The sequence below is a fragment of the Methylobacterium sp. 22177 genome (genome assembly GCF_052045615.1).
Taxonomy (GTDB): Bacteria; Pseudomonadota; Alphaproteobacteria; order Rhizobiales; family Beijerinckiaceae; genus Methylobacterium; species Methylobacterium radiotolerans.
The window spans coordinates 83,653-96,752 of sequence record NZ_JBQEPK010000006.1 but is presented as its reverse complement, the minus strand read 5'-3'; the positions used below and the strand labels follow the sequence as shown (position 1 = coordinate 96,752).

Sequence of the window (13,100 nt, the reverse complement as noted above, 5' to 3'; positions counted from 1 at the left end):
GCGGTTTACAGGGCCGCCCGTCTCCGGCACAGGATGGCACCCCATGCCAACATTCTCGGACGCCACCGCGACCCCGGACCGGACGATCCCGAGCCTCGCCGGGATGCCGCGCGTGGTGCCGCCGCACCGCGCCCCGCCGGAGCGCGAGCTGCCGCTGGCCGCCTACCTGCGCTCGATCCGCGACAACGCGCTGGCGGGCTTCCCCCAGCGCGCCTTCGAGGAGCCGGTCACCCGCCGGGGCCTGCTCGGACGGTCGAGTTTCGTGCTGAACGACCCCGAGGCGATCCGCCGGGTCCTGGTCGAGAACCAGGCGAACTACGCCCGCACTACCGGGACGACCCGCATCCTGCGCCCGATCCTCGGCGACGGGCTCCTGATCAGTGAGGGCTCGGCGTGGCGGCACCAGCGGCGGACCCTGGCGCCGGCCTTCACGCCGCGGGCGATCGACGGGCTGGTGCCCCATATCGCCGCCGCCGTGACCGACGGGATGGAGCGGATCGCCGCCGAGGCCGCGGCGGGGCCGGTCGACCTGTTCACGTCCTTCTACCGACTCGCCCTCGAGATCGCCGGGCGCGCCATGTTCTCGGTGGGCATGGACGAGCACGGCGCCGAGCTGCGCCAGTTCATCGCCGAGTATGCCGAGCGGATGGGGCGGCCGCACCTCCTCGACATCGTGATCCCCCCGGGCTGGCCGGTGCCCCTCGACTGGTCGCGCGGCCGGTTCCGGCGCCGGTGGATCCCGTTCCTCGACCGGATCATCGCGGCGCGCCGGGCGGCGCAGCGGGACCGGTCCCGGTCGGGCGATCTCCTCGACCTGCTCGCGGCCGCGCGCAATCCGGACACGGGCGCGGCCTTCACGCCCGACGAGCTGCGCGACCAAGTCGCCACCATGATCCTGGCGGGCCACGAGACCACGGCCGGCACGCTGTTCTGGGCGGCCTACCTGCTCGCCCTCGCGCCGGAGGTCCAGGAGCGGGTCGCCGCCGAGGCGCGGGCCGCCGACCTGACCGATCCGACCGGATGCCAGAGCGACGGTCGGCTGCCACTGACCCGCGCGGTGATCGACGAGACCCTGCGCCTGTACCCGGCGGCCTTCGTGGTCGTCCGGCGTGCGCTCGGCCCGGACAACGTGGCGGGCCACGCCGTCAAGGCGAGCGACATCGTCATGGTGAGCCCCTGGGTACTCCACCGCCACCGCGCGCTCTGGACGGATCCGGACGCGTTCGATCCGGGCCGCTTCCTGCCCGGCGCGCCCGCGCCGCGGCGCTTCGCCTACCTGCCGTTCGGGGCCGGTCCGCGCGTGTGCATCGGCGCGCAGTTCGCCCTGAGCGAGGCCGTCCTGTCCCTGGCGCGGGTGCTGCAGCGGTTCCGGCTGGTGCTCGACGAGCGCGAGCCGGTGCTGCCCCAGGCGGTCGTCACGACCCAGCCGGACCGGCCGGCCCGGTTCCGGCTGATCCCCCGCGAGCCGCTCAGCCCCTGATCCCGGTGATCGTCGCCGAGGTCGCGCGGGGATCGCGCATCGGCCAGCGGCCGCTCTCCACCTGCGCCAGGAAGTCGTCGAGGAGCCGGTTGTAGGCGTCGGGCTCCTCGACCGAGAGGGCGTGGCCGGTATTGGGCAGCATGGCGAGGGCCGCGGAGGGGATGACCCGCTTGAGCATCAGGCTCGGGGCGAGGCAAGGCCAGTCCTCGTCGCCGGCGACGATCAGGGTCGGGACGGTCATGCGGCCCAGCTCATCCGTGAGGTCGTAGAGCGACGGCCGCCCCTTCTGCACGCCGGCCTGGGTGTTGGCCGAGCCGAGGGCCGAGTGCTCGGCGAGCATCCGCTTGAACTCGGCGTGCCCGCGCGGGTCCTTGGTCTCGAACTGCACCCGCGTCGGCCCGACGGCGTAGCGCTCCGCGAAGGCCGCCATGCCGTCGCGGCGCAGCATCTCGGCGGTGGCGTCCGCCTCGGCGCGGAACAGGGCCTGCCGCTCGGGCTCCGCGCCGTAGCCGCAGCCGCCGAGGCAGAGCGACAGCGCGCGGTCAGGGTGCCGCAGGCCGAAATGCAGGGTCGCGAAGGCGCCCATCGAGATGCCGGCGACGTGGGCCTTCGGCGCGCCGAGATGATCGAGGATGGCCAGGATGTCGTCGGCGGCGCGCGCCTGCGCGTAGGCCGAGACGGCCTCCGGCACGTCGGAGGGCGGGTAGCCCCGGGCATTGAACGCGACCGCGCGGTAGCGGCGGCCGAAATGGCGCAGCTGGGCCTCGTAGCTGCGATGGTCGCCGGCAAATTCGTGGACGAAGATCAGCGGCGTCCCCTCGCCGCTCTCCTCGTAATGGAGCCGTATCCCGTCGTCCGTCGTGGCGCTCGGCATGTCGATCCTCTCACCGACCACCCCCCAGGACTCCGAGATGGCGCGACGGGGCACCCGGTCGAGAGCCGAGGCCGGACTTCGTGTCGGGCACGACGAAGCCGCACCCGGCGGACCGGGCGCGGCTCGAGTCTTCCGTGCCGGCGGGGACGGTCCCCGCCCGGCTCAAGCGGCCTTCTTGGAGGAGGCCGGCTTGGCGCCCCCCTTGTTGGCGGCGACCTCCGCGAGCTTCGCGGCCAGCTTGGCGTCGAGCTTGCCCGAGGCGCCGAGCGGCAGCTCGATGTCGAGGCCGAGGGTCGAGACACCCTCGCCGCGCTCCAGGGTGACCTTCACCTTGTCGGGCTCCACCGCGACATGGTTGGCGATCACCGCCAGGATTTCCTCCCGGAGCTGGATCACGAGGTCGGGGCGACCCGACTCCGCGCGCTCGTGGGCGAGGATCAGCTGCAGGCGGTCGCGGGCGACCGCGCCGGAGCTGCGCTTCTGGAACAGTCCCAGGATGCTCACGCCGCCCTCCGCATGAACAGCTTGTCGAGGAAGGACTTGCGCTCGACCGGCAGACTCATCGGGACCGATTCGCCCTTGAGCCGGCGGGCCGCGTCGGCGTAGGCCCGCGCCGGGGCGCAGAGCGGGTTGTTCAGCGTGACCGGGCAGCCGAGGTTCGAGGCGCGCAGCACCTCCTGGCTCTCCGGGATGATCGCGAGCAGCGGGATCGACAGGATGTCGAGCACGTCCTCGGTCTTGAGCATGTCGCCGCGGTCGGCCCGCATCGGGTCGTAGCGGGTGAGGATCAGGTGCTTCTCCATGTCCTCGCCCTTCTCCGCCTTGGCGGTCTTGGAATCGAGGAGGCCGATGATCCGGTCGGAGTCGCGCACCGAGGAGACCTCGGGGTTGGTCACGACCACCGCCACGTCGGCGTGGTGCATGGCGAGCTGGGCGCCGCGCTCGATGCCGGCGGGGGAGTCGCAGATGACCCAGTCGAACTTCTCGCGCAGCTCTTCCATCACCCGGGCGACGCCCGCGTCGGTGAGCGCGTCCTTGTCGCGGGTCTGCGAGGCCGGCAGGAGGTGCAGGGTCTCGAGCCGCTTGTCCTTGATGAGGGCCTGCGGCAGCTTGGCGTCGCCGTTGACCACGTTGATGAGGTCGTAGACGACCCGGCGCTCGGCACCCATGACGAGGTCGAGGTTGCGCAGGCCGACGTCGAAGTCGACGACGCACACGCTCTGACCACCCTGGGCCAGGGCCGCTCCGAGGGCCGCGGTCGTCGTCGTCTTGCCGACGCCGCCCTTGCCCGATGTGACGACGAGAACCTTTGCCACGCGTCGATCTCCCTTAATCCAGGCTTGCCATTCGGATGTTGCCGCCATCGAGCCAGACCTGGGCGGCCTTGCCGCGCAGGGCCGTGCCCATGTCCTCCGCCGTCCGCACGAGGCGGTCGATCCCCAGCAACTCGGGCTCGAATTTGCGGCAGTAGATTCGTGCGCGCGGGTTGCGCGCGGCTCCGGCGATCGCGCGACCGCGCAGGGCGCCGTAGACGTGGATGGAGCCGCCGGCCAGGATCTCGGCCCCGGAGGAGACCGACCCCATCACGGTGACGTCGCCGGTCGGGTTGATGACGCTCTGGCCGGAGCGGACCGAGCCCTCGACGGTGATCGAGGTGACCACCTGCGGCTCCGGCTCGGCCGGGACGCTCGGGATCTCGACCTTCTCGGACGGGTGCCCCTTGACCAGCAGCGGCGGCAGACCGTCCGCGACCGCGTCGGCACCCTCGATGCCCAGGACCGCGATGCCGCGGGCCTTGAGCTCGTTCATGAGCGTCTCGAGCGCGTCCGGCTCGGGCTTGAGCTGGGCGCAGTCCAGGATGACGGCCCGGCCTTTCAGCAGGGTCGGCGAGCGCTTGAGCGCCGCGTCGAGTCCCGCGAGCCACTCCGGAAGCGGCGGCTCGGGGCAGAGGGCCAGGGCCTTGAAGGCCCGTCCGCGCAGGCTGAGCGGCCGGGGCGCGGAAGGAGCCGCCGCGCGGGCGGTCTCCGGATCGATCGGCTCGGGGAGGGTGTCGCTCATGTCCGCCCGTTAAGAGTCCTTACCGGACCATTGACGGCGGGTATGGTTACCGAAGGGTTAAGTTTCTGATCCGGTCGGCAAATTCTGCCGGGATCCTGGTATCGGGGCAGCGGAGGACGTTTCACAGCCCCATCGCGGCTCTCGCGAGGGGAGCACCACCTGTCCGAGCGCGCCGCGGAGACGGGAGGGGCCGTCGGGAAGCTTCTCACCCCCGCTCGAACAGGTTGAGCTTGATCGCGTCTTCCAGCAGCCGCACCTCCACGGCCTGTCCCCGGAAGGCCGGGTCGAGGTCGTCGGCGGCGCGGTAGAGGCCGTCGATCGCCACCAGCTCCGGCTCGAACCGCCGGCACCAGATCCGCGCCGTCGGGTTCCCGGCCGCGCCGGCGATCGCGCGACCGCGCAGGGCGCCGTAGACGTGGATGGAGCCCCCCGCGATCACCTCGGCACCCGACGCCACGGCGCCCAGCACCGTGACGTCGCCCTCGAGATGCAGCACGGTCTGGCCGGAGCGCACGGGCGCGTCGAGGATCAGCGAGCGGGCCGTCTCCTTGGCCTGCGGCTCGGCCGGCGCCGGCGCGTCCGCGGCCGACTCGTCCGGGGCGGCGACCTCCCCGGCAGGCCGCCCGCCCGACAGGGCCGGCGGGGTTCCGGAATCCAGCAGCGACGGCGCCGCGCCCTCGATCCCGAGGACCGCGATGTTGCGGGCGGCCAGCTCGGCGAGCAGACCGTCGAGATCCTCCCGGTTGAGCCGCAATCCGGACAGGTCGAGGATCACCGGCCGGCCGGCGAAGAAGTTCGGCGCGCGGCGGTTGAGGGCGTCGAGGTCGCCGAACCAGTCGGCCACCGGGGGTATCGGCGCCAGGACGGTGGCCATGAAGGAGCGGCCGCGGAAGCGGATCGGCGGGCGCGCCGGCTCGGATGTCGGCTGGGTCACGGGCGTGTTCGGCATGCGCGGGAGGGATCGTCTGCATCCATGGGACGGCGCCGCGCCGGGAGCAATCCCGCAAGGCCCGGTGTGACGCCTTGGCCGGTCCGCGGGCGCGTTTCTGTTGTAGAGAGAGCCGGCAGCCGAGCCGGACCGGACCGTTGAGCAGCGCCACCTCGCACGCCCCCGCCCCCTTCGTCGTCGATGACCTGACCCGCGCCAACCAGCGTCGGGCCGCCGACCCGCGCGCCTCGGCCTGGGTCTCGGCCAATGCCGGCGCGGGCAAGACCAAGGTCCTCACCGACCGGGTGGTCCGGCTGCTCCTCGACGAGGCGCCGCCCGGCCGGATCCTCTGCCTGACCTTCACCAAGGCCGCGGCGGCCAATATGGCGATCCGCGTCTTCCGGCTCCTCGGTCGCTGGGTGACGCTGGACGACGAGACCCTCGCCGCCGAACTCGCCGAACTCACCGGCGAGCGCGCCGGGCCCGAGCGCCTGCGGCTGGCGCGCCGCCTCTTCGCCCGGGCGGTCGAGACGCCGGGCGGCCTCAAGATCGAGACGCTGCACGCCCTGTGCGAGCGGCTGCTTCACATGTTCCCCTTCGAGGCGAACGTGCCGGCCCGCTTCGTGGTGCTCGACGAGGCCAAGGCCCGGGAACTGTTCGACATCGAGATGGCCAACGTCCTGGCCGACGCCGTCGCGAACGGCGACACGCCGCTGAGCGCCGCCCTCGCGCGGGTCACGCCGGAAGCCACGGGCGACACCCTGCGGGCGGCGATCCGGGCGGCCATGCGGGCGCGGAGCTTCATCGGCGACGCCGCCGGCCTGGAGCGGGCCTTCGGTCGGCTGCACGGGGCGCTGGGGTTGGCGGCCGAGGAATCCGCCGAGCGGATCGAGGCCGCGATCCTCGAGGGCGGTCCCGGGTGCCGTCCGGAGGAGCGCGCCGCGCTGGTCGCGGCGCTCCGCACCGGCAAGGCCAACGACGAGAAGCTCGCCGACGCCCTGGAGGCCGCCGAGGCCGAGCGGGTGCGCGCGGCGGACCTTCCCGAACGGGCCGAGGCGCTCGCCCTCTACCGGTCGGTGTTCTTCACCCAGAAGGACGAGCCCAAGGCCGACAGCAGCCTCGGGACCAAGGGCGTGCCGGCCGGCGCCAAGGCTGCGCTGCTCGCCGAGCGGGACCGGCTGGAGCCGCTGTTCGACCGCCTGCGCGCCGCCCGGGCCCATGCCCGCACGCAGGCGCTGTTCCAGATCGCCGCCGAGATCCACCGCCGCGTCGAGGCGCAGAAGGCGCGCCTCGGCGCCCTCGACTTCGACGACCTGATCCACAAGGCGCTGGACCTGCTCGGGCGCGTCGGCGCCGGCTGGGTCCTGTACAAGCTCGACCGCGGGATCGACCACGTCCTCGTCGACGAGGCGCAGGACACGAACCCGGAGCAGTGGGCGATCCTGCGGGCGATCACGCAGGAATTCGCCGCCGGCGAGGGCGCGCGGATCGGCAGCCGGACGCGCTTCGCGGTGGGCGATCCCAAGCAGTCGATCTACGGCTTCCAGGGCGCGGAGCCGCGGGAATTCGCCCTGACCCGCGCGTCCTGGATCGCGGAATCGCGCTCAGCCGGCCTGACCTTCGAGGACGTGCCGCTCACCCTGTCGTTCCGCTCGACCGGCCTCGTCCTGCGCGCCGTCGACGCGGTCTTCGCTCTCGACGCGCACAACGAGGGGCTCTCGTTCGAGGACACGGTGCGCACGACCGTGCATGCCAGTGCCCGGCCGGGCGCGCCCGGCGCGGTGGAGCTGTGGCCGATCGCCGAGCCGGAGCCGGCCGCGGAGCCGGATGCCTGGACCGCCCCCGTCGACGCGCCGGAGACCAGCGCTCCCGCGATCGTCACCGCCCGCCGGGTGGCGCAGGCGGTGCGCGCCTGGACCACCACGGGGGACGCGACCGGCCGGATCTGGCGCCCCGGGGACGTCCTGATCCTGGTCCGGAAGCGCGGGCCCGCCTTCGAGGAGGTGATCCGCGCCCTGAAGGGCATCGGCGTCCCGGTCGCCGGGCAGGACCGGCTCGAGGTCTCCGCGCACATCGCCGTGGCCGACCTGGTCGCCGCCGGCCGGGCGGGGCTCCTGCCGGCCGACGACCTGACCCTCGCGACCGCCCTCAAGACGCCGCTCGTTGGCCTCACCGACGACGACCTGGTGCGGATCGCGGCCCGCCGCGACCTCGCCGAGACCCTGGAGGATGCGCTGCACCGCCACGCCGAAGCGGGCGACGCGGCCGCGCGGCGCGGGCTCGAGGCCCTGTCGGGCTGGATCGCGCTGGCGGGGCTCCACGGCCCGTTCGGCTTCTACGCCCGGCTCCTCGGGCCGCAGGGCGGCCGGGCCAAGCTGGTGGCCCGCCTCGGCGGCGAGGCCGGGGACGCCATCGACGTGTTCCTCGCCGCCGCCGCCCAGGCCGAGACCGGCGAGGACGCCCCGTCGCTGGGCGGCTTCCTCGCCCGCTACGTCGGGGCCGAGGCCGGGCACACGGTCAAGCGCGACCTCGAATCGGGCCGCGACGAGGTCCGGGTCATGACGGTCCACGGCGCCAAGGGCCTGGAGGCGCCGGTCGTGGTGATCCTCGACGGGTGCGAGCCCCTCGGCCGCAACGACCCGCCCCTGCTCCCGCTCCCGGCGACGGAGATCGCCCTGCCGCCGGTCTGGTCGGGGGGGCGGACCCAGGACTGCGCCGCCACCGACGCGGCGCGCGCGGCCCTGCTCGCCAAGGCGCGGCAGGAGCACAACCGCCTGCTCTACGTCGCCATGACCCGGGCGGCCGACCGGCTGATCGTGGCGCCCTTCCGCGGCCACGAGCGCGAGACCGAGGCGGCGTGGTGCCGGATGATCCACGCGGGCCTCGAGGCGGCGCTCGGCGCCGGCCGCTCGCTGGAACTCCCCTACGGCCCCGCGACCCTCTGGCAGGACGGCGCCCCGGCGGGTCCCGCTCCCGCCGCGGCGGCGCCCGCGTCCGGGCCGGAGGCCGAGCTCGAGCCGGACTGGCTGCGCGGGCCGGTCCCGCCGGAGCCGGCCTTCGAGGCCCTGAACCCGTCCGGCGCCTTGCAGGCGGCGGACGGCGCGCGCGTGCCGCCGCCGCGTCTCGCCGACGCGCAGGCCCGCCGCCGGGGAATCCTGACCCACGCCCTGCTGCAGCACCTGCCCCGGGTCGAGCCCGCCCGCCGGGAGACGGCCGGGCGCGCCTTCGTGCGGGCCCGGGCGCCCGGGCTGCCGCGCGCGGCCGCGCCCGCGATCGTCCGGTCGGTCCTCCGGATCGTCGACGCCCCGGAGCTGGCGCCGCTCTTCGCGCCGGACGCCCGCGCGGAGGTGGCGCTCTCGGGGCGGGTCCGGGCCGGCGGTACGGACCGGGTGGTTCAGGGTCGCGTCGACCGCCTCGCCGTGACGGCGGACGCGGTGCACCTCGCCGACTTCAAGACCGGCCGCCCGCCCGAGCCCGGCGCGCCGCTGCCGGCCGCGGAGGCCGGCCAGATCGCCCTCTACGCGCGCCTCCTCGCGCAGATCTATCCGGGCCGGACGATCCGCCCGCTCCTCGTCTGGACCTCGGGCCCCGTGATCCGGACCCTGGACCCCGACGACGTCGCGGCGGCCCTGGACCGGATCGGCATCGAAGCGTGACGCGTCGCCCCCGGCCGGGCGCCCGGGGGCGGCCCGCATGCGCCAGCGCACATCGCGGCGCGCCCGTGTGTCGACAGGGCGCCCCGTCCCGGCCGCCGGAGCCCGCCCCCGGGGACCGGACTTCTTGACCGCGCGCCGGGCCGTCGCCAATTCTGACGGGACCGCGCGGGCCTCTGCCCGTTCGACGCCGCCCGACGGGCGGCGGATTCCGAAAGGTGACTTTATGGCGACGGTGAAAGTAACCGACGCGAGCTTCGAGCAGGACGTTCTCAAGTCCGCCGAGCCCGTCGTGGTGGATTTCTGGGCGGAGTGGTGCGGCCCGTGCCGTCAGATCGGCCCGGCCCTCGAGGAGATCGCGACCGACCTGCAGGGCAAGGTGAAGATCGCCAAGGTCAACGTCGACGAGAACCCGCAGATCGCCGCCCAGTACGGCATCCGCTCGATCCCGACGCTGCTGCTCTTCAAGAACGGCGAGCGGGTGGACCAGAAGGTCGGCGCCGCCCCGAAGGGCGACCTGTCGCGCTGGATCGGCGCCCAGACTGCCTGAAGCGCCTTCGAGGCCCTGAACGACGAAAAGAAAGCCCGGCCGCGAGGCCGGGCTTTCTCGGTTTCGAGCCCAAGATTGTTCTTGAGGGATCCCGGAGCGAAGTCCGGGATCCCGCGTCCGGTCTCAGTACGAGCCGAACTTGTAGTTCAGGCCGGCGCGGACGACGGCGAAGGCGTTCTCGTTCCGGCTGGCGCCGGCGAGCGAGTACACCGGCACCAGGCCGACCGGGGAGATCGCGGCGCCGACCAGCGGCGCCTGGGCGCGGCCGTTGTTGTTGTCGAGGTTCACGTACAGGCCTTCCACCTTCAGCGTCACGGCCGAGGAGCGGAAGAAGTTCAGGAACGAGTCGGTGGGCAGGGCGTACTCGACACCGCCGCCGACGGTCCAGCCGGTCTTGAAGTCGTTCCGGCGGCCGGCGAAGTTCTGCAGGCCGACGCGAGCGCCGTCATCCGTGCCGGTGGCGTAGGCGAAACCACCCGTGGCGTACACGAGGGTCCGGTCGAAGGCGTAACCGAGACGACCGCGGACAGTGCCGAAGAAGTCGATGGTGTTGAGCGTGCCGTTGACCGGGATGAAGCCCGGGTTGATCGCCGCGGCGTTCGTGGCGAAGCGGGCGCGACGGCCGAAGTCGAGGTACTGGGCGTCAGCCTCGAAGCCGATCACGGCGCCGGAGCCCGGGGTCAGCTGCCAGTTGTAGCCGATCTGGCCACCGCCCGAGAAACCTTCGCGGCTGTCGTTGCTGTAGATCAGCGACGAGCCGTTCGGCAGCAGGGCCTGGTAGGGGACGAGACCGCCCGGCACCAGAGCGACCGGGTTGCCGGGCGTCTGGACGAAGCCGCGGGTGGAGTTGCTGCTGGCGTCGAACGCGTAGCCGGCGTTGATACCGAAGTAGGCACCGGTCCAGGTGAACACCGGAACGGGGGTGAACACCGGCGGCGGCGCGGCGCGGCGCGGCAGATCGGCGGCCGAAGCGGCAGCCGTGAGCGCGGTGAACGCCGCGAGAGAGGTGAGAAGCTTCTTCATTACTGTGATCCCCAGCATAAGCCCGATCGAGGGGGAAATTATGCGATCGGGCCCCGCGAGGATGTAGCTTAGCTGCCACAGCGGGAGGAAAGCGTGGCCGTGGGCGGGTCTCCATCCGGGCGATTGCGGCGATTCGACGGATTTTCGAATGCAGAATCCGAATTGCACAGGTGTCCGGCGTGCCGGCCACTAGATACAGCCGGCGTGCGGGGAGTCGCCAGACTGGAGACGACTCAGACCGGCGGCGTGTCGTTGGCGGCGAGAACCATGCCGGCCAAGTAGAGCGATCCGCAGATCAAGATCCGCGGAGGGCGCTCGAAGGCGATGTCCCGCACCAGGGCAAGGGCCGCCTCGATGCTCGGCGCCGCGTAGGTCGAGAGGCCGACCTCCTCGCCGATCCGCGCGACCTCCTCGGCCGGGCGCGCGGCCATCGTTCCGGTGATCGGAACGGCCACGAGGGCCCGAGCCAGACCCACGAAGTTGCGCAGGAAGCCGTCGGCGTCCTTCGTGCCTAGCAGGCCGACCACGAGGACGAGCGGCACGTCGCTCTTCTCGCCGAGATCCGCCATGGCGGCGGCGAGGATCCGGCCGCCGTCGATGTTGTGGCCGCCGTCGAGCCAGAGCTCGGTGCCGGGATCGAGCTGGGCGGCCAGTCGGCCGCGCCCGAGACGCTGCAGCCGGCCGGGCCACTCGACCTCGGTCAGCCCCCGCTCTAGGGCCGCCGTCCCGATATCGCCGAACCCGGCGGCGCGCAGCGCGGTGATCGCCGTTCCGGCGTTGACCAGCTGATGGCGCCCGGCGAGGCGCGGCCGCGGGAGGTCGAACAGGTCGGTCTCGTCCTGGTAGACGAGCCGGCCGCGCTCCTCGTGCACGGAGAAGTCCTGATTACCGACCAGCACGGGCCCGGCGCCGACGGCTTCCGCGCGCCGGCAGAGGACGGCGTCGGCCTCGGCGTAGTCCTGGGCGGCGATCACCGCCGGGCAGCCGCGCTTGAAGATCCCGGCCTTCTCGGTCGCGACCGACTCGACCGTGTCGCCGAGATACTCGGCATGGTCGCGGCCGATCGGCGTCACCACCGCGCAGGCCGGCCGGTCGATCACGTTGGTGGCGTCGAGCCGGCCGCCGAGGCCGACTTCCAGGAGCAGCACGTCGGCGGGGCTCTCCGAGAAGAGCAGGAACGCCGCGGCCGTGGTGATCTCGAACATCGTGATCGGCTCGCCGGCATTGGCGCTCTCACAGCGCGCGAAGGCGTCGGCCAGACGGTCCTCGTCCACGAAGTGCCCGCCGCCGATCCCGCCGATGCGCATCCGCTCGTGGAATCGCACGAGGTGCGGGGAGGTGTAGACGTGGGCGGCCAAGCCGCCGGCCTCCAGGATCGACCGCATGAACGCGATGGTCGAGCCCTTGCCGTTGGTGCCGGCCACGTGGATCACGGGCGGCAGGCGGCGCTCCGGATGGTTCAGCCGCGCGAGCAGCCGCTCGATGCGGCCGAGCGACAGGTCGATGGTGCGGGGGTGGAGCGCCAGGAAGCGCGCCATCAGGGCGTCGGACGAGGCCATCGCCGGGCTCAGGCCGCCTCGGAGGCCGCGGCCGGTGCGCCGGCCTGGGACACGTTGGTCAGGAGACTGCAGAGACGCGCGATCGTCTCCTTGAGCTGGTGCCGGTGGACGACCTGATCGACCATGCCGTGCTCGCGCAGGTACTCCGCCCGCTGGAAGCCGTCCGGCAGCTTCTCCCGGATCGTCTGCTCGATCACCCGCGGTCCCGCGAAGCAGATCAGGGCACCCGGCTCGGCGAGGTGGACGTCGCCCAGCATCGCGTAGGAGGCGGTGACGCCGCCGGTGGTCGGGTTCGTCAGCACCACGATGTAGGGGAGCCGCGCCGCGTTGAGCCGGCGCACCGCCACGGTGGTCCGCGGCATCTGCATCAGGGAGAGGATGCCCTCCTGCATCCGCGCGCCGCCGGAGGCCGCGAACAGCACGTAGGGCGTGCGCTTCTCCAGAGCCGTCTCGGCGCCGCGCACGAAGGCCTCGCCCGCCGCCATGCCCAGCGACCCGGCCATGAAGCCGAATTCCTGCGCGGCCAGCGTCATCGGCAGGCCGCCGACCCGGCCGAAGCCGATCTTGAACGCGTCCTGCAGGCCGGTCTTGGCCCGGGCCTCCTTGAGCCGGTCGACGTAGCGCTTCTCGTCGCGGAACTTCAGCGGGTCGGGGGCGACTTCGGGCAGGGCCACGTCGATCCAGGTACCCTCGTCGAACATCATCTTCAGGCGCGCCTGGGCGCCCATCTTCAGGTGATGCTCGGAGCCGGGGATCACCCAGTGATTGGCCTCCACCTCCTTGTGAAAGACCATCTGCCCCGTGTCCGGGCACTTGACCCAGAGGTTCTCGGGCGTCTCGCGCTTGAACAAGGTCTTGATCCGGGGGCGCACCACCTCCGAGATCCAGTTCATCGGTTCGACCATCGACTCGCGTCCGTCCGCTTCAAGCCCGCGCAGATATCAGGTGCGGCGCGCGCCGCCGCCAGGGGTGCCC

Annotated in this window: 11 protein-coding genes; 3 read left to right on the top strand and 8 right to left on the bottom strand. The window is 72.9% G+C overall.

The genetic code is table 11. The features are described 5' to 3' along the window. Positions 1-43 precede the first annotated feature (43 nt). Positions 44-1,480: a cytochrome P450 gene (locus ACTJK8_RS08870; RefSeq protein WP_175654072.1), complete on the top strand. Its 1,437-nt coding sequence runs from the start codon at positions 44-46 to the stop codon at positions 1,478-1,480. On the opposite strand, the gene ACTJK8_RS08865 is transcribed toward ACTJK8_RS08870, so the two are convergent. From ACTJK8_RS08865 to minC (ACTJK8_RS08845), 5 genes are all read right to left on the bottom strand, one after another. Beyond that, on the bottom strand, positions 1,470-2,354 hold the full coding sequence (locus ACTJK8_RS08865; RefSeq protein WP_029358940.1) for an alpha/beta fold hydrolase: 885 nt from the start codon (positions 2,352-2,354) through the stop codon (positions 1,470-1,472). The genes ACTJK8_RS08870 and ACTJK8_RS08865 overlap by 11 nt on opposite strands. Positions 2,355-2,516: 162 nt before the next feature. Beyond that, positions 2,517-2,858, bottom strand: a complete 342-nt coding sequence (gene minE / locus ACTJK8_RS08860) for a cell division topological specificity factor MinE (protein ID WP_012320315.1) — start codon at positions 2,856-2,858, stop codon at positions 2,517-2,519. Further along, on the bottom strand, positions 2,855-3,670 hold the full coding sequence (minD, locus tag ACTJK8_RS08855) for a septum site-determining protein MinD (protein ID WP_012320316.1): 816 nt from the start codon (positions 3,668-3,670) through the stop codon (positions 2,855-2,857). The genes minE and minD overlap by 4 nt, the downstream gene beginning before the upstream one ends. Before the next feature lie 13 nt (positions 3,671-3,683). Next, the gene (gene minC / locus ACTJK8_RS08850; protein ID WP_012320317.1) at positions 3,684-4,412 is read right to left on the bottom strand and encodes a septum site-determining protein MinC; all 729 of its coding nucleotides are present in this window, start codon (positions 4,410-4,412) and stop codon (positions 3,684-3,686) included. Positions 4,413-4,617: 205 nt separating this feature from the next. Next, complete coding sequence (gene minC, locus ACTJK8_RS08845; protein WP_012320318.1) at positions 4,618-5,361, bottom strand: septum site-determining protein MinC; 744 nt, start codon at positions 5,359-5,361, stop codon at positions 4,618-4,620. Between the two features lie 137 nt (positions 5,362-5,498). Here minC (ACTJK8_RS08845) and addA point away from each other — a divergent pair, with 137 nt between their 5' ends. Beyond that, the gene (addA, locus tag ACTJK8_RS08840) at positions 5,499-8,996 is read left to right on the top strand and encodes a double-strand break repair helicase AddA (protein ID WP_012320319.1); all 3,498 of its coding nucleotides are present in this window, start codon (positions 5,499-5,501) and stop codon (positions 8,994-8,996) included. A 223-nt stretch (positions 8,997-9,219) separates the two neighbouring features. After that, a complete protein-coding gene (trxA, locus tag ACTJK8_RS08835) occupies positions 9,220-9,543 on the top strand; it encodes a thioredoxin (protein WP_010682902.1) in 324 nt (107 codons plus the stop codon). Positions 9,544-9,666: 123 nt separating this feature from the next. Here trxA and ACTJK8_RS08830 read toward each other — a convergent pair whose 3' ends face one another. The 3 genes from ACTJK8_RS08830 to accD all read right to left on the bottom strand — a co-directional run bounded on the left by ACTJK8_RS08830 (position 9,667) and on the right by accD (position 13,030). Then, positions 9,667-10,566 carry an outer membrane protein gene (locus ACTJK8_RS08830; protein ID WP_012320320.1) on the bottom strand — a complete coding sequence of 300 codons (900 nt, stop codon included), beginning with the start codon at positions 10,564-10,566 and terminating at the stop codon, positions 9,667-9,669. 233 nt (positions 10,567-10,799) lie between these two features. Then, positions 10,800-12,125 (bottom strand): bifunctional folylpolyglutamate synthase/dihydrofolate synthase, encoded by a 1,326-nt coding sequence (locus tag ACTJK8_RS08825; RefSeq protein WP_012320321.1) that lies wholly within the window; start codon positions 12,123-12,125, stop codon positions 10,800-10,802. An 8-nt stretch (positions 12,126-12,133) separates the two neighbouring features. Next, positions 12,134-13,030 (bottom strand): acetyl-CoA carboxylase, carboxyltransferase subunit beta, encoded by an 897-nt coding sequence (gene accD, locus ACTJK8_RS08820; RefSeq protein ID WP_012320322.1) that lies wholly within the window; start codon positions 13,028-13,030, stop codon positions 12,134-12,136. Positions 13,031-13,100 lie beyond the last annotated feature (70 nt).

Excerpts from the sequence above, each read along its gene's own strand:
- trxA (WP_010682902.1), top strand. The coding sequence starts at position 9,220 with ATGGCGACGGTGAAAGTAACCGACGCGAGCTTCGAGCAGGACGTTCTC.
- ACTJK8_RS08830 (WP_012320320.1), bottom strand. The coding sequence starts at position 10,566 with ATGAAGAAGCTTCTCACCTCTCTCGCGGCGTTCACCGCGCTCACGGCT.
- ACTJK8_RS08870 (WP_175654072.1), top strand. The coding sequence starts at position 44 with ATGCCAACATTCTCGGACGCCACCGCGACCCCGGACCGGACGATCCCG.
- accD (WP_012320322.1), bottom strand. The coding sequence starts at position 13,030 with ATGGTCGAACCGATGAACTGGATCTCGGAGGTGGTGCGCCCCCGGATC.
- ACTJK8_RS08865 (WP_029358940.1), bottom strand. The coding sequence starts at position 2,354 with ATGCCGAGCGCCACGACGGACGACGGGATACGGCTCCATTACGAGGAG.
- ACTJK8_RS08825 (WP_012320321.1), bottom strand. The coding sequence starts at position 12,125 with ATGGCCTCGTCCGACGCCCTGATGGCGCGCTTCCTGGCGCTCCACCCC.
- minC (WP_012320318.1), bottom strand. The coding sequence starts at position 5,361 with ATGCCGAACACGCCCGTGACCCAGCCGACATCCGAGCCGGCGCGCCCG.
- minC (WP_012320317.1), bottom strand. The coding sequence starts at position 4,412 with ATGAGCGACACCCTCCCCGAGCCGATCGATCCGGAGACCGCCCGCGCG.